Annotated in this window: 10 protein-coding genes; 3 read left to right on the top strand and 7 right to left on the bottom strand. The window is 55.3% G+C overall.

What is annotated here, in order from left to right:
* Positions 1-92: 92 nt before the first annotated feature.
* The 3 genes from AC1EJZ_RS07460 to AC1EJZ_RS07450 are packed head-to-tail and all read left to right on the top strand — an operon-like array spanning position 93 to position 2,015.
* A complete protein-coding gene (locus tag AC1EJZ_RS07460; protein ID WP_257525642.1) occupies positions 93-314 on the top strand; it encodes a hypothetical protein in 222 nt (73 codons plus the stop codon).
* Positions 304-1,257 (top strand): ABC transporter ATP-binding protein, encoded by a 954-nt coding sequence (locus tag AC1EJZ_RS07455; protein WP_257525640.1) that lies wholly within the window; start codon positions 304-306, stop codon positions 1,255-1,257. The genes AC1EJZ_RS07460 and AC1EJZ_RS07455 overlap by 11 nt, the downstream gene beginning before the upstream one ends.
* Entirely contained in the window at positions 1,254-2,015 is a 762-nt protein-coding gene (locus AC1EJZ_RS07450) for an ABC transporter permease (RefSeq protein ID WP_257525638.1), read from the top strand. Before AC1EJZ_RS07455 ends, AC1EJZ_RS07450 begins: the two co-directional genes overlap by 4 nt.
* A gap of 257 nt (positions 2,016-2,272) precedes the next feature.
* Here AC1EJZ_RS07450 and AC1EJZ_RS07445 read toward each other — a convergent pair whose 3' ends face one another.
* The 7 genes from AC1EJZ_RS07445 to AC1EJZ_RS07415 all read right to left on the bottom strand — a co-directional run bounded on the left by AC1EJZ_RS07445 (position 2,273) and on the right by AC1EJZ_RS07415 (position 17,006).
* Positions 2,273-4,123, bottom strand: a complete 1,851-nt coding sequence (locus AC1EJZ_RS07445; protein WP_371935779.1) for a phosphoenolpyruvate carboxykinase (GTP) — start codon at positions 4,121-4,123, stop codon at positions 2,273-2,275.
* Between the two features lie 297 nt (positions 4,124-4,420).
* Entirely contained in the window at positions 4,421-6,175 is a 1,755-nt protein-coding gene (locus AC1EJZ_RS07440; protein ID WP_058237733.1) for an ABC transporter ATP-binding protein, read from the bottom strand.
* Positions 6,172-7,884: an ABC transporter ATP-binding protein gene (locus AC1EJZ_RS07435; protein ID WP_257525634.1), complete on the bottom strand. Its 1,713-nt coding sequence runs from the start codon at positions 7,882-7,884 to the stop codon at positions 6,172-6,174. The genes AC1EJZ_RS07440 and AC1EJZ_RS07435 overlap by 4 nt, the downstream gene beginning before the upstream one ends.
* Positions 7,885-7,983: 99 nt before the next feature.
* On the bottom strand, positions 7,984-8,649 hold the full coding sequence (locus tag AC1EJZ_RS07430) for a class I SAM-dependent methyltransferase (protein ID WP_058237731.1): 666 nt from the start codon (positions 8,647-8,649) through the stop codon (positions 7,984-7,986).
* A gap of 31 nt (positions 8,650-8,680) precedes the next feature.
* On the bottom strand, positions 8,681-9,694 hold the full coding sequence (locus tag AC1EJZ_RS07425) for a saccharopine dehydrogenase family protein (RefSeq protein WP_058237730.1): 1,014 nt from the start codon (positions 9,692-9,694) through the stop codon (positions 8,681-8,683).
* Positions 9,691-15,423, bottom strand: a complete 5,733-nt coding sequence (locus AC1EJZ_RS07420; RefSeq protein ID WP_058237729.1) for a non-ribosomal peptide synthetase — start codon at positions 15,421-15,423, stop codon at positions 9,691-9,693. Before AC1EJZ_RS07420 ends, AC1EJZ_RS07425 begins: the two co-directional genes overlap by 4 nt.
* On the bottom strand, positions 15,420-17,006 hold the full coding sequence (locus AC1EJZ_RS07415) for an AMP-binding protein (RefSeq protein ID WP_074026238.1): 1,587 nt from the start codon (positions 17,004-17,006) through the stop codon (positions 15,420-15,422). Before AC1EJZ_RS07415 ends, AC1EJZ_RS07420 begins: the two co-directional genes overlap by 4 nt.
* Positions 17,007-17,014: the final 8 nt, after the last annotated feature.

Raw genomic sequence — 17,014 nt, 5'->3', positions numbered from 1 at the left:
TTTTCCACCTTTCTCGTGTGTGAATTCCTGCATAGCGGTAAATTGCTTGCGTCTGACCCAGCCTGGCTTAACGTCAGAGCAAAAGGACTCCCTTGGGGTATCTACCGACTTCACAGCCCATCCACTCGCCACGGACCCTGGCCACATTTCGAAACAGGCGCACGACAGCCCTCGACATTCCAGCTCGCGACATGTTCGGATACAAGCCGGGCGATGATGTCCTTCTCCTTGCTGACCCCGAACGCGGCATTGCGATTCTGCCGGCCGATCAGATCAACAAGCTTCTTCCCCAGACACCACCACATGTTTCCTAAGCGAGAATCCATGCCCGCCATTGTGTGCACAGACGTCCGGCGCACCTTTGCCGACGTCATCGCTCTTGACAACATCTGCCTGACCGTTGAGAAACACCAGATTTTTGGCTTACTTGGACCAAATGGATCAGGAAAAACCACCCTGCTCAATCAGATTCAAGGCCTCGACACTCCTGATTCGGGCCATGTGGAAGTCCTAGGCTACGACCCTGCCGATAGTCATGCGCAGCTGGTTCAGCACCTAAGGAGTCAGCATCAGGAGGCGGCACTACCGCCTCGCCTGACGGTGCGCGAAACCCTCGACCTCTTCGCCGCCTTCTACTCTCACCGCCTCAACTCAGCGCAGCTCATCAGCGACCTCCTGCTCGATGACAAAGCCGATGCACGTGTGGAGAAGCTTTCCGGCGGGCAGCGTCAGCGCGTGCTCATCGCGCTCGCCCTCATCCACCAGCCGGAACTGCTGCTGTTCGACGAACTCACGTCCGCCCTCGACCCTCATACGAAGCACTCCATATGGAACATTCTTCGCACCCTGCGCGAGGCAGGCAAAATCATCGTGTTGACTACTCATTCGATGGAGGAAGCCGCACAGATCTGCGATCGGATCGCCATCATGGATAAGGGACACATTCTTGCTGAAGGAAGTCCGAATGAACTTATCAACCGATACGCGCCGCACCAGACCTTGACACTGTCCACCCACATCCCCTTAAACGAAGGAACACTCGCGACGCTCCACAGATATGGAGCCACCCCTCACGCAGGCCAATCCGACTCGCAGACCACGTGGGAAGTTACGGGCGAGGAGGATGTGGTCGCACAGGTTGCAAGAGATCTAGTCAATGAAGGAATCAGCGTCACCGACATGACGTTCAAACAGCCCACGCTCGAAGACGTCTTCCTGCTGCTGACACACGCCACTGAAAAGGAGGACGGGCGATGATGCGCGGATACCGGGCGCTCACTCGCGCCCTCTTCACATCGCAGCTGCGCGAACCCGCGGCAGTGTTCTTTCTTCTCATCTTCTCTCCCGGACTCTTGCTGGTGCTGGGCCTTATTTTCGGCAACCAGAGCATCCCTGAGTTCGGCGGACAAGGGCCCATCGACTACATGCTGCCTGGTGTGATGGTGATGTCAACGCTCATTATCGGGACAACTGTCATCCCTCACAATCACACATTCATGCGGTCCTCCGGCTTACTCACGCGACTTCGCATGACCCCTCTATCTGCCGTCACCTACCTGGCATCCGACATGACTGTCAATTTCGTGCTCGGCATGGTCGGGCCAGTCACCGCATTCATCACCGCCGTGCTGATTTTCAAGGCGAAAACACCGAGCAACACGGTCGCACTGCTCGCAGCAGTCATCATGTGCCAGGTCGCGATGCTTGCTTTCGGTTACGCACTGGCGGCATTGCTCCCTAGCCCCGGCGCAGCCACAGGTCTGGGGAATATGCTGATGATTCTGCTCATGATGACATCGGGCGCGTTCTTCCCCGTTGATTCATTGGCACCCGGTGTCCGCAAGTGGTTGACCGCATCTCCCTCGTACCACATGGCACGGCTTGTCCACGCTTCCTTTTCCGGGGACTCATGGCCAGTCGCCAGCGTTCTGGTGGTCTGCGGCCTCACCGCGCTCACTCTGGCTCTCGCCACGCTCACTATGACATGGGGTTCGCCCAGAGTCTCCTCTCGTTGACCTTATATCCGCTCAGCAAATGGAGCTGCTCTAGCGCAGCGGTCGAGGTTTCTTCTGTTGAGGCGAACGGAAGTCGGGTTATAGGACATCTGGCATACGCGAAGACCATCTGCCAATCTGCAGACAGTGACAGCTGGTACGAACGACAATGAGCACACGGACAAACACCAGGGAGGAAAATGCGGGCCAACTTATGATCAGTGCCCGCCGGACCCCAGATCGCCAGCGGGCACTGATGCTCTTGTATCCTTGCCCTGTCAGATATTCTGACAGATTCGACGGTGCGCCTCCCATATTTCGTCGGGAAGATCGTGGAACTGGTTCAGATACTCTTCGCGGTTATCCAGTTCTTTGACCCATAGTTCACGGTCGATAGTCAGGATCTTCTCCAGGTCTGCGCGCGATCCTTCAAAACCATCGAGGTTCAATTCGTCGACCTCTGGAACGATTCCAACGGGTGTTGAGCGCCCTGTCACTCGACCATCCTTGAGGTCAAGCAACCACAGCAATGCCCGGAGGTTGTCACGATACCCCGGCCACAGGAAATGCCCATCCTCATCATCGCGGGCAAACCAGTTGACGTGAGCGAAAACCGGTTGGTGGGTCGCCTTACCGAGGATCTTGAGCCAGTGAGCTGCATAATCACTCTCGGGATAGGACATGAACGGACGCATCGACATCGGGTCGTATCGAAGAACACCTTCTTTGCCTTCTGCCGCGAACGTTGCCTGAGCGCCCAGGGTAAGACCATCGTAAACGCCTTCAGCAAGATCTGTAATTGCCCGAATGAGGGGCTCGCGGTTGGCTACCCTGCCGCCAAAAATGATTGCGTCAATCGGCACACCCTTCGGATCTTCATAGTCGGGAGCAACGTTCGGGACGTTGCGCAGCGAAGTGGTGAATCGAGCATTCGGGTGTGACCATTCGCAGCCCTTTTGCGATGAGCGCTGCTCTTCCTTGGGACGATCGCTGATCAGCTTACCTGTCCAGTCGTACCATCCTGTCACGTCCTCCGGGTAGTCAGGGGTTTTACCTTCCCACCATACTTCCTGCCTGTCCGGGTTGTATGCAACGTTGGTGAACAGCGCACGGCTCCCAGGACGGATCGACTCCATAGCGGTCGGATTCGACTTCCAGTTCGTGTCTTTGGCAACGCCGAATGCTCCGTATTCTGGATTCATACCGTATACGCGCCCGTCGTCGGGATCGACCCGCAGCCAGACAATGTCATCCCCGTAGAAGAACACTTCGTAACGATCGCCGAGGGCGTCTGGCGCCAACATCATTGCCAGATTTGTCTTGCCTGAAGCTGACGGGAAGCCGCCGCACACGTAGCGTGTCCGATCAGTCACCTTATCGTGAATTCCGATGAGCATGAACTGCTCGGCAAGGAACTTCCCCGACACCCAGCCGTCGTATGAAGCCTGACGCAGGCCGTGGGCGATCTTGCCCAGCAATGCGTTACCGCCATAGGCAGAACCAAAGTGTTCAATGGTGCGCTCATCCGCAAGGGTGGCAAACAAGCGCTGGTCATCCGCAGTTCCCTGTCCCAGATTCTCTATATCTCCCGTGACATGGATGGCGCGCACAAACTCACGAGGCTGATTGTCAGTGTTGACGTACTCGACCCCGACGCGTGCCATGCGAATCATCTGCAGGACAACAATCCGGTTGTCGCTCAGCTCAACGCCTCGTGCCCACACTTCGAGCGCGGAGCCAGGAGGAGCCATCAGATACGGCACAACGTACATGGTTTTTCCATGCAGGGCACCGTGCATATGCGACCGCTGACGCTCATCCACCTCATCAGCATTGTGCCAGTTATTGAAAACACCCTGGTCGCTTTCCCTATGCGTGGCAACCACCGTTCGTTCCTCAGAACGCGCAGTGTCTTTGTAGTATGAGCGCGAATAGTACGTTTCTTTTCCTGCCGGAAAGATCTCACCGGCTTCCAGCGCCTCCTGTATCAGTCGCTCGTCGTCACTGGCACTGATCACCTCAATGGCATCTGGTTGCGTGATTTCTGCCCATTCGCGCACAAAACCAACCACATAGGGATTTGTCACGCCGCCAGCGCGGAGTGCTCCTTGAACGTCACACATCCTCATCGGACCCCTCTCCAACTTTATTTCGGCTACCCCAACTTTATCTTTTGGGTATCCTAACTATAGCGATTTCAACAGAGTCTTTCTGGGACCACAGTCACGTCCAAGCGCCGCGCGCCGGCTCAGGGCCTGGCACACCGATCCTGACACCTGGTTCACTCTGTCATCCTCGGTGCGGCGGGTCTGCCGGCTTCGCTCTCATTGCCCGCCGCAGGCACCTGAGGCAATCAATCGCCTTCTACAATCGAATTGTCACGTTCTGAAAACAGCCTTCATACCGAATGGAAACTGTCCCCTGGCCTAGTCGGATGCGGTGGCAATCTTCCAGCTGATCGCTCGTTCTCTGGTATTCACGAAGTCACGGTAGATTCCGTCTTGTCTGCTCAGTTCATCGTGCTGTCCCTGCTGTACAACGCACCCATGGTCAAGAACGACAATCTGGTCTGCATTTCTCACAGTCTTCAGGCGATGAGCAATCATCACAACTGTCTTGTTCCGAGTGAGAGTTTCGATCGCGCTTTGCAGCTCAGCTTCATTTTCTGGATCAACGTTGGCTGTCGCCTCATCCAGCAGAATAATCGGCGCGTCCTTCAGCAGGGCACGAGCGATCGACAGGCGCTGGCGCTCACCGCCGGACAGTGTCGCGCCCGCTTCTCCCAGCACAGTGCTGTATCCATCAGGCAAGGCTTCGATGAAGTCATGGCAGCAGGCCTGTCGGGCAGCGCGCACCACGTCCTCATGAGTAGCTGTCGGACAGCCGAATGTGATGTTGTTTTCGACCGTGTCACTGAACAGATAGACGTTCTGGAACACCATCGCGAAGTGATCCATTAACCTGTCATAGGACCATTCCCGGACGTCGTGCCCACCCAGCGTCACGCTACCGCCCTGCACATCCCAGAAGCGGGCTATCAGCTTCATGAGCGTTGTTTTCCCAGAGCCTGACGGGCCGACGATGGCGCAACTGGTTCCCTGTGGAATTGTCAGGTTCACGCCGTGTATGACTGCATTTTCTTCGTCTTCGCCATATGAAAATGTCACGTCCTTCAGGACCAAATCACTGGTGTCAGCATGCGTAATGGAGCCTGCCTCAGTCATCAGCGGTGTGTTTTCCACTTCATTGACTCGGTCCATTGCCAGGTCGATCGACGGCAACATGAAGGACAAAGCGCCTGCAACCTCGATTTTGCTGTACACAAAAAACGCGCCAACGATGACGAGCAGACAGACAAACAGCTTCATCGAATCTGCGACATAGAAATATATGGATGCAGCAATCGCGGCAACGGAGAAGGTTCTGAGCACTATCTGTTGAATCATGGTCGGCGGAATACTGACCTTTTCCAGCCGATAGTTCTGACGTTCGGCCTCACCGATAGCTGTGTCCATCGATGTGTTATGGCGATCGGACATCCCGAATGATTTCACGACTCCCACGCCCTGGATGTACTCCATCACTGCATCTGCCAGCCTCGTCTGAGCATCGAGGCGGGCAGGTGAATATTTGCGCGACAGGACGATCATTCGGGAATTGACTACCAGCATGGCGGCCACGCCGCACAGATACAGCAGACCGATCCTCCAGTCGATGATGATGAATCCGCAGCTGAGGATCGTGGCATGAAGCACGCCGGTCAGCACGCGCACGACGATGTTGCCAGCCAGAGATTCCAGATCTTCCATCGTCGAGGTGCAAACTGCGGTCAAGTTACCCAGGCTGCGCTTGTTGAAAAAGCCCATCGGCATGAAACGCATCCGCTGGCCAATGTTGATGCGTTTGTCATCGAGCATCAGGTAGCACGCTTGCATCTCGAGGCTGTATCCGGCGTAGTGAAGGGCCGATGCCAGAACGACCGAAACTATCAGAAGTCCCAGGCTGATCCACATGATGCGCGCTGTCATTGTGCCATTGACAAGTGCAAACAACACCATGAACAGTGGAACGATCTGAATGGAAGTGGCCAGCGACCGTAGACATTCCAACGCAATTGCCCAGTACCAGGAGCGTCGGTGCGTGCCCGAAAAACGGAAGAACTTTGCGAATATCGAGATCATTTCGTCGCAACCTCCGTTGCCATATCGCGTGCCGATTCATGCGCGTCCCACATGTGGTGATAGAGCGGACAGTGAGCCAGAAGATTGTCGTGAGTATCGCAGGAAATAATGCGACCGTCATCCACAACCGCTATGGCGTCGGCGTCGATGACCGTAGAGAGTCTGTGCGCAATGACGATCATGGTCTTGCCTCGAGCCAGACGGCTGACGGCACCTTGAATAACCGCCTCATTTTCCGGATCCGTGTAGGCAGTTGCCTCATCAAGAATGATGATCGGTGCATCTTTCATCATCGCTCGGGCTATTGCAATGCGTTGGCGCTCCCCGCCTGATAGATGCCCACCGGAGAATCCGACGCGCGTGTCGTAGCCGTGGTCGAGTCCCATGATGAACTCATGGCAACCGCTTGCCTTCGCAGTGGCAATCACCTCATCATCAGAGGCATCTGGCCTGCCGACTCGGATATTGTTCATAACCGTGTCGTTGAAGAGATAATTGTCCTGAGCAACATAGGCAATGGTCTGAGAAATCTGGCTGAGCGGTATGTCGCGGATGTTCTGCCGGCCGATTGTGATTGTTCCGCCTGTCGCATCCCATTGCGAGGCAATCAGCCGGGCAATTGTTGACTTTCCTGAACCGGACGGCCCCACCAGCGCAGTCACCTTTCCTGGAGCCACCGTGAGATTTACCCCCTTTAGAACCAGCTCGTCTTCATAGGAAAACTCAACGTTTTTCATGACAATTTCCGATCCGTCGAGTTTGACCGGGGTGGACGGTCGTTGCATCTCAGGCTGCTCAAGCACCGAATTCAGCTCGTTCGCAACTGTCGAGATCTTCGAAATATCACTGGTGAATAAAATGGCTGTAAAAAGGGGTTCGATGATTCCCAGCGACAGGATGATGACCGTCACGAAAGTCGCAGCCGGCAAGGTCCCGTTGATTGTGAGGAGGCACCCTATCGGCAGCACCCCGACCAGAACCGCCGGCCACACATTCATCATGATGGCAGTCCATGGCAGTGTTGCGCGCATCCAATCCAGCATCAGACCGGAATTAGCCTGAACAGCTTCAGTGAATTTCCGGTAGGAGGAGTCGGTCCGGCTGAAGGCCTTGATCACTTCGATCCCACCTACATATTCAACAATGGCGGCGCCCATATGTTTCTTCGCCTGCACAACGCGGCCGTATTTTTCCGCGTAGCTCCGCATGCCGATCATGTACGCGAAGATGCCGATTGGAATTGTGACCAAGGAAGCGAGTGCCATTCGCCAGTCGAGGGCGAACAGGTACACCACTATTCCAAGTGGAACCATCACGTTTGCCGTCAGCTCCGGAATGACATGGGACAGAGGCACCTCAAGCTGTTCGGTTCGCTCAACGAATGCCGTCTTTAGCTCGCCCGAAGGAGTATTGATCAGATATCCCATGGGGACACGATCGAGCTTGACCGCAAGCGACCGGCGCATTTCGGAAAGCACAGCGAATGTTGCGCGATGAGAAATAAGTGTGGATGCACCTGAAAGAAGCGCTTTCGCGATGTGGCCCAGAACAGCGATCACGCACCACAATACGTAAAAGCCTGCCTGCGAGTGTCCTGCGAGCAATCTGGCAATGAGTGCAGAAGCAGCGACGTACGGAAGGAATCCGCACAGCACCGCCACTATTGCCAAGAGTACGGAAAGAAAATACTTGCCCTGATGGGGTTTCACACAAGCCCTCAGCACATTCATCGATGTTTCACATTCCTCTCACAGTGACCAAAGAGCCTGGATCTCGATGAACGGGGCTGGCCACACGACCCGGATCCTTTAGTGCGCGTGACGCATGGTGCATAGCGTCACCATTCCCTTGCGCACTTCGCGGATAATTTCGCAGCCACATGCATGCGCGATGTTTGCAATCTCGCCCGGACGGAAGACGTAGTGGCCGAGAAGACGCATAAGTGCCGTGTCAATTGGCTGTTTGTTGGGCGTTTCTTCGCAATAGGTCTGAATACGAAGAAGACCGTCGTCTGCGAGCGCGGATGCGACATGGTGAAGAGCTTTCCTGACATCTCCCATCTGATGCCATGCTCCGCAAAACCAGATTCCACGGGCGGCTTTCATAGGTAAGCCATCCATCAGATCTGCCTGCGTGTAGGTGACTCGCGCAGCGCTGGTCTGCTTTGGCTGCCTAGCGCGGGCAATGTTCAGGGCGTTGTGCGAAATATCGACACCATGAATAGTGGTGCCAGCGCAATGCGGCTCCATCGACAGTTTTCGCGCAAACCAGCCCGTTCCACAGCCGATATCAAGCAATACATCACCTGCACGCAATTGCCACCCCTGAGGTGTATGCGACAACAGTTCACGGTAGATCTCGTCAAATGTCAGAGATTCACCGGCATACTTCTTCAGAAAACGCGGGTGGATTGTCTCTTCATACCGCCGGAGCTTTCTGGGGCGATCCATGCTCCACTGCGAAAACGACTTCACGGTTTCTCCATTCAAGATTGGCGAACTGGTCTTACAAGCCTCGCTGGGTGCGGGAAATTCGCGCACCATATTCCTGGGATTGCGCCAACAGGTAGTCAGCAAGTTTCGGCAGATCAGCAACCTCGTAGGCTCCTGGTTTGATCTTGTCCGACACGAGGAATCGCGCTGCGCTGGCCGCCGCCACCGCAGTGAATTCATACGAAGTCAACCCTGACAACGACACAGTGGTAAGTTCAGACTTTCCCTGCATCGCGATCGACAGGGACGCAGGATGAGGCTGATTTGCCTCGAGGGCTTTCCTCGACACGCTGCGTGATGCTTTCCTGGCAAGCCAGGTGGAAATCACCGGCAAAGAGAAAATCCTCTTCTGCTGCAAAGCTGTCACCATCTGCCCGGACAGTGCTTCAAAGGCAACAAAGTAGCTGTAGTCCTGCACCTGGGGAAATACTTTGCCCACAGCACCGATATCGGGACACTCGTACCCGACAAATCGTTCTGCAGGTACCTGATGCGGGATTGTCACTATTTGCCTGTTCTGCATCATCCGATAGCCGCCATGCATTGTCGACATCATTGACTGCACGGCAGCCGCACCGGATGGCTGCCCTTTCCCGATGGTGAGTTCTGCACGAATCTGCGTGATGTCGTCTGTCGGAATGCTCATCATCAGAGCGGTCGACAGGCCAGGACACAGGCCCGCGCCCGTTACCATTACCACTCCGGCATCCCGTGCAGGAAGCGCCAGGATCGCTTCCCTGGCATCGATGGAGTCATTGACATCAATGTAGTTGGTGCCTGCTTTCATACATAGCAGAGCTACTTTGTCGAGGATCTTTTCGAAGGGACCGACACATGCGATCACCCAGTCATATGTGCTGAGCACATCGATGATTCTCGATGTCGACCCCGACAGGTTGAGCGTCACTTGATGCGGGTCGTCACTTTCGTGCCGCGAGCTGTAGTCAACGACGGCGTCGCTGTCAGCGAGCAGCTTTCTCACGCGAGTTCCGGTGACACCGGTTCCTCCCATCACCAGAATTTTCATGCCTGGCCTGCTTCCTTCACTGATTGGCGTGTACAGGTGTGAGTAATGAATTCTTCAACTGCCTGAACTGTCGGAGCGCTCGTTGGGCCGATGACAAAGGAATAATGGTTTCCCACTACTTTCTCTGTCTGGCGACAGTCCGCAAACTTCGCCCAGTCCGCGTAGTTATAAGCTTCACCGTCGTCGGGAACGACGATAAGGGTTGGAATGGCGCAATAAGATGGCGCGTACTCGTTTCGAGCAGCAATGAGGGTGCGCAAGGTGGACAGGTCGCGAACACGTACCTGGCCGGCGCAGACACCGAGGTCTTCGAGCAGGGAGTCGGAGAATGTCTGGGCGATCTTACACACCGCCTGCGGATCGTTCTCGACGCTGCTCCACAGCTCCAGCAGGCCTGCTGCTTTCTTCTCATACACCACACCGGCTCGTTTCAGCACTGTCTCATCGGCCTGCAGGGTGAATTCTCCAACGGGGGCATGGGCGCCCGGAGCCAGGCTGTCCAACAACACCAGCCCTTCGCACCGTGACGCCAGGAGGGACGCCAGAGCGTGCCCCAACGTGCCGCCGGCACTCCACCCCACGACGACAAAACGCGTCGACGGGGCGAACTGTCGGTCAATCTCGGCACGGTAGTGCTGCGCGATTTCTTCAACACTGATGTGCTGGGGCCATTGCCGGGCAAAGTAGTCAAACTTCAATCCCCAGATCTGAGGCCCCGCCTTCATTCCCAGCGCCAGGTCTCGATATATGTCGACGGTTCCGAACCCGCCGTGCACCATCACGATGACCAGTTCCTGGTCGCCCTGCCTGAGCAGGCTGAGCGAGGAAGACCGTTCATCCTGTTGAACCACGCGGGTCGAAAGCTGAGCGAGTGTGCGGATCGTGGGACTGGCCAGCGCCTGGGCGAGTGGAATCTTGCCGCCCGCATAGCGCTGCACCTTCTGAACCAGCTGAACAAAACCAAGAGAGTCGATGCCGACGTTGAAGAGTGATTCATCAAGATCAGTCTGCGAGTCCAACGCGTAGTCCTCATGAAGCCATCGGCGAATCTGCTGAATGCTTCCAGAAAGTTCGGTGGAATCGTTGCTTGCCTGAACCGTTGGAGTGCGCGTGTCGATATCTGCGCCTCGCGTGGATGCCCACGAATGCCGAATGGTTCGCAATACCTCGACTGGCACGGTGGAACTCAGGCTCCCTGACTCAGCGTACTGACGGAGGGAGGATTTAAAGTACGCAAAAATCTGTTCCATCAGGGCTGGATCGAGGATCTGCTCAACGAAGTCCCAGGAGATGTTCAAACCGCGTGCTGTTGGTAGAACCTGGTGGTCGATCAGAACCTGCGGAGTTTGCGAAATCGCATACTCAATGTGCCCGAGCACGGAGTTTTCGGCTTTCTTCGCATCAAAAAGCAGGGACGTAAACACAAATGGCGCCAGGGCCTGTCCTGCGAACCCTTGGAGACGCCCCATTTCTGCCAGCATCTGTACACCTGAGCGGGAATCGTCTATCTGTTCAAGAAGGAGTTGCTGGATCCGTGGCAATGCGTCCTGGCCCTCCGATTCATCGAAATCTATCAGGGCGATACCCGTGAAATCTCCGAACATTTCTTCGATTCCAGGCAGGTCGTAATTCCTGTTGTACGTCGTGACATTGATGCCGATCTTGCCCTCCCTCGAAGACAAAGCAAGGCTGGAGGCATATGCATAGAGCAGGACTGTGGACAGGGATACTCCCTGCTGTGCGGCGTAAGACCTGATCTTTTCCACCAGATCTTCGAAAACGTCCCACGACATTCTGCGCATATGTGGCCTGGCGACAACGCTCGTGTTCGCCGGCAGGACATTGCCGAGGGGGAATTCCTCCATCATGCGCTTGATTTCCGAGCTGTACGCATTGGCGCGGTTTTGATCCTGTATGCGCTTAATTGCGATCACGTGATCTCGATACGATCCCGCCACAGGAGGCAACTCTTCGCCTCGATACGCTCGGGCAAGATCCTTGATGAAGATACGCTGGCTCGCCCCATCGCCAATAATCATGTCGATGCTGAAGAAGAGCCGATGAGTCCCATCCGGCAACGCGTGTGCCTGCAGTCGGAACAGCGGCCATGTACCCAAATCAAAGCATTCGTGGCTAAGCGCCTCGCGTTCGCGCATTGTGGCTTCAGAGATTTCGCTGTCTGAGGCACAGCGCAGATCCTTGACGTCAACGGTGTAGCGGGGAACTTCCGGCAAGACACGCTGACGGCCATCATCGGTAAAGACGGCTCTCAGCATTTCATGTCGTTGAATCACCGCATTGAGAGCGTTTTCCAGGCGCTGCATGTCAGCATGGGTGACAGATTCAATATAGAAGTGCTCACCTACACCGCCAAGATCGAATCCCTGCTGACGCCCCACGTAATAGGCCATCTGCATCTCAGTCAAGGGGAATGGCGCATATGGATCATGTTCGATTGCAGTCATAGCGTTGTGCGACTGCTCAGACGCCTGGGCCGATTCAACCAGTTGCGCCGCCTGGAGGACACAGGGATTGCGAATTAGATCGCGGAACCTCAAACGTCTGCCGGTTCGTTCTCCAATCAATTTCAGCAGCATCTGGAATCTCAGAGAGTCTCCACCCAGAGCGAAGAAAGAGGCGGACGGGTCCTCGACGCGGGTGTGCAAGACTTCTTCGAAGAGTTCTTGCATGTTCAGCTGGCTTGAATCACTGGGGGTGCCGGCAACACTCTCCCCGCTATCACACGATGGCGAATTATCGTTGATTGTGCCTTCGAATAAAGCCTTCAAGGCTTTCTGGTCGAGCTTCCCGTTCACTGTCATCGGTATGGAATCAACGGGAATTAACGCACGCGGGATCATGTAGTCCGGCAGCTGCTGGGCAAGCTCGTCGCGGATCTGTGTGCCCTGGACACCATCACGCGGCACGTAGGCGCATACCAACGATGGGGTGTGCGCCCCTTCCATGATTGCCGCACACGACGTGATGACCAGCCCGGACCTGCTCAGTACTGATTCGATTTCTCCCAGTTCAATCCGGTGTCCAGATACCTTTACCTGTCGATCCTTACGGCCAAGGAACTCAACGAATCCTTCGTGATTGAACAGCCCGATGTCACCGGTCCTGTAGCACCGTCCCAGTCCGGGTATGTCACGAAATGCCTCTGCCGTGAGCTCAGGTTGGCGGGCGTATCCCAGAGCGACTCCCTGCCCTGATATCCAGATGTCACCGGGCACACCTCGTGGGCACATCGTCAGGTCGTATCCCAGGATGTGAATTCCCTGGCCCGCCAATGGGTAACCATACGGGATTCGGTTATCGAGGCTGTCCTCGTCGAGTGGGAACTGAATCGACCATATGCTGGCCTCCGTTGCGCCCCCGAGACTGTAGATCTGAGCGTTGGGAAACACGGCGTGCGCACGCGCCGGCATCGATGCCGGAATGCGGTCACCGCTGAGCATGATTGTCCTGACAGAGTCGAATCTGTCTGTTTGCTCGCAGCGCAGCAGTGCCAGTTCCATGAGGGCCGGCGCGGAATTCCACACAGTGATGTCCTGAGTGCGCAGAACATCGATAATCCGGTCGGCGTCTCGTTCATCGTGAACCATGACAAGTGTGGCGCCGGCAGCAAGTGAACCGAAGATGTCGTAGACGGACAGGTCAAACCCCAGGGACGACAAACCAATGATTCGCGAGTGTGAATCGACTCCATAGCGATCGTTGATGTCACTGATGGTCCCTACTGCACCGCCGTGGGAAATCTCCACGCCTTTGGGAACGCCGGTTGATCCTGACGTGAAGATGATATATGCCAGATCTTCACGCGATGGCGATGCATCTGAGACGAATTCACGCTTCACGCGGCTTTCACGCAGAGCCTCGTCGGTCGTGATCGTAACGGACCCTGGGATAAGGCGGCGGATCGCATCGCGACGGTATGCAGGCAGATGTGCTGCAACTGGAACATAAGCGGCACCGAGACGCAACGCCGCGACCATGGCGACAACGTCGGCAGAGTCTTTAGCGAATTCAATAATGACTGTGCTTTTCTCGCGCGCACCTTTTTCACGCAGATAGGCTGCCACGTTACCCGATGCTTCCCACAGCTCCTGATAGGTATAGCCGGGATCGGCAATGATTGCCTGGTGCGTCGGGTACTTCCGCACTGAATCTCTGACAAGGTCGAGCATGGTTCGCACCGAGTCGCCGGCCCGAACCGAATTGTATTTTTCGGACTCAATGACGGTGGCCTGATCAACCACGGGCAACGCATCGTGACCATCTGCGATGCGAGCCAGGAGCGACTTAAGGCACTCGAACATGTCTGTGGCATAAGGGAAATATTCGGGCACCACGTCCCACGACAGGTTAATCTGCCCATTTCCCGCCGGCATTGCCTGCATGTCGAGGCTGACTTGCGCTGTTTGAGTGTACAGATAGTCAATCTTCAGGTCAGAATTGGACGAGCCACCCAGATAACTTGTAAAGACAATCGAAGCTGTGGCCTGTTCCTGGTTTTCTTCCGTGCGCAGGAATTCAGTCATCACCTCCACCCCGCTGACGCTGCCGTGCACGATTCCGTCATGCATGTCTCGACTAATCGTTGATGCCAGTTCACCGATAGTGTCAGGATTGTCGACATCAATTCCCATCAGCATGGATGACGTAAAATCGCCCATCACTGACTTCCCCGGATCAAGTGCAGTTCGCCGTGAAACAGTCACGTTGCACATCAATCCCGGCGAATTGTTCCATCGTGAGACAACAGCAGAACATGCAGCCAGGATCAGAGCTGAAAGGCTCGCACCTGCCTTTTCAGCGACGCGTTCCAGTTTGCGTGACAGGTCCGCGTCCAGACGGTTATTCAGTCGCTCTGTGTGCCAGGGGTGATCTCCCATCACGCGGTGGGCAGGACACGTAGGCGTTGGAAAGTCCTGCACTTTCGTGCGCCAGTATTCCAGGTCACGCTGCCGCACAGATGCCTGAAGATGCTCAGTAGTGAGCCGGGTAGCCTGCCTCAAGGGCATTGCTTCAGGAAGATCCTTTCCTGTCAGAATGTCTCGGAGCTCGCGGAAGAAGACATACAGTGATCCGGCATCCATGATCACCATGTTGAAGTAGGCACACAGTGAAGCGTTTTCGTTGCCGAGAATGCGCACTCCCACCAAAGGCCCGTCTTCATTCGACTTCCGTGCCTGCTCCATCAGCTCCTCTCGCACGCGCGACCGGGCTGATGGCGAATCATCCTCTTGAGTTTCTATCGAAATGCTGGAGTCGGTGCGCTTCAGCGTACCTGTCTCCAGGTCGGGACGGTAGCTAAAGACATCATGGCGCTGAGCGATTGTACGCACAGCGGCAGCAACTTCATGAGCACTCGTCTCAAAGGCGGCTTCAGCATAAATGAATGTCGATTGCCCGCCCAGTTCAATGTCCTCTTCCGATCCCAGCAGATACGCAATCTGGATCGGACTCAGGCTGATTTCGTGATCGGGATCGGCAGCCTGATCAGATTCCGCCCGTTTTTCGATAATTCCAACCAGGTCACCAACAGTTGCGTCATAGTCCAGTCGGGACAGATCTATGGTGGCTGACAAACGCGCTTCAAGGCCGAGCACAGCTTGCATCAGCATCATCGAATTGGGTATACGAGCCCGCAGCAGATCATGAGGTTCAAACGTGACATCCACGATTGATTCAAGGATGTCGCATACAGTCTGTGCGTCCGTCACAGGAGGACCTCCAACTCTCGACGCAACTTTTTGCCGTTGGCAGTATGCGGAATCGCGTCAATACGCATAATCCTGCTGACCGGAATTCCGGCATCGGTCGCCATCACGCCGATAATGTCCTTATCGCTGACGTTCTTTTCGGTCACGGGAACAAACACAACCACCTGTTCTTCACCGCTTTGCGGGTCTGTTCGTCCCAAGACAACTGTCTCGATCTCCAGTTTTGTCATCAACAGGGATTCCAGGTCCGGTGAATAGTAGTTTTTCCCGTTAACAAAAATGATGTCTTTCTTGCGGGCAACGACGTAAAGGTTGCCCTCGTGAATCAACCCGATATCGCCGGTAGCAAGGAATCCATCCGAGGTGAGATCATGTTCAACAACACCGTTCATGCCTATCGACTCGTGTGTCAAGGAGGTTCCACGAATATAGATTTCACCCACTGTGTCAAGGGACAGCTGCTCACCGGCGTTATCACGAATCGACACTTCCATCCCAGGTACTGCCTGACCAACCGATACGAATTCCGCTCCGTCGGGTTGGGCAATATCGACATAGCGCGCACCGATCGCCACACGGGCTCGATCCAGACACACTGCCGTCAACGGCTCATATATCTGAGTGGTGGAAATCTGCAGACAGGCCTCTGACATACCGTAGGCCACGACAACGGCATTGGACCGAAGCCCGAATTTCGCCAGAGCCTCGCAGAAGGCATGGGCTGCTCTGCTGTCAACAGGTTCAGATGCGCTGATTATTTTCTGCACGCTGGACAGATCGTAGGAGGCTCCCTCGGGAATCCCGCGCGCCTTGAGGTAACGCAAAACATGAACAAACCCGAAGTTCGGGCATACTGTTACGGTTGCTCGATGGCGTGAAATGGCTTCGAACCAGTTCAGCGGGTTCATGATGAAGTCTGACGTCGGCATCAGAACCTGTGAATAACCACGGAAAATTGAATAGACATGGAAGCCGAGCAGTGAGAAGTTGTGCGTGAGCGGCAACCAGGTGAGCATGCAGTTCTCAAAACGCTGTGGCTGTCGAGGAATGGTCGCCTGCATTGCAGACATCAGGGTTTCCTCAGTCAGGATGATGCCTTTGGGGTCTCCTGTTGATCCCGACGACATCTGCACCAGCCGAATGGATTCGCCGTTTGTCTCAGACAGAGGCAGTTCTTCGTATGTTTCAGTGCTGTTAACTGTCTGAACCGGCAGACACCGTTCACTGTGGATATGCGGCGCAGTACGTTCATCGGTAAGAATCACAGCGTCCGGCAGCATGTCGGCAATGCGGCTTACACGTTCCTGATCGTTGGTGGACACGGCTGGCGGTGCAGCTACAGGTATGGCGCCCAGCCAGATGCAGCCCCAGAACAAATCAATAAGATCGCGATTACCGGTGAGCTGGAAGACCACGTGCTGACCTGGGCGCACTCCCCGGGCAGCGAGTTTCCCTGCGACTCTCGGGCTCTGGTGGTAAAGATCAGAGTAGCTGAGGAAACTTTCCTCGCCGCGCACAATAAAGGTTATACCTTTGTTTTTTTCGTTTTCCAGATCCTCTAAAACAGACAGGAATTTTCGCATAATCAATA

The sequence above is a fragment of the Pauljensenia sp. C0170B5 genome (assembly GCF_056590195.1).
This window is presented reverse-complemented; position numbering and strand designations above follow the sequence as displayed.

Bases quoted from the DNA above. Each gene is read 5' to 3' on its own strand.
- AC1EJZ_RS07425 (WP_058237730.1), bottom strand. From the start codon at position 9,694: ATGAAAATTCTGGTGATGGGAGGAACCGGTGTCACCGGAACTCGCGTG.
- AC1EJZ_RS07440 (WP_058237733.1), bottom strand. From the start codon at position 6,175: ATGATCTCGATATTCGCAAAGTTCTTCCGTTTTTCGGGCACGCACCGA.
- AC1EJZ_RS07445 (WP_371935779.1), bottom strand. From the start codon at position 4,123: ATGAGGATGTGTGACGTTCAAGGAGCACTCCGCGCTGGCGGCGTGACA.
- AC1EJZ_RS07415 (WP_074026238.1), bottom strand. From the start codon at position 17,006: ATGCGAAAATTCCTGTCTGTTTTAGAGGATCTGGAAAACGAAAAAAAC.
- AC1EJZ_RS07455 (WP_257525640.1), top strand. From the start codon at position 304: ATGTTTCCTAAGCGAGAATCCATGCCCGCCATTGTGTGCACAGACGTC.
- AC1EJZ_RS07450 (WP_257525638.1), top strand. From the start codon at position 1,254: ATGATGCGCGGATACCGGGCGCTCACTCGCGCCCTCTTCACATCGCAG.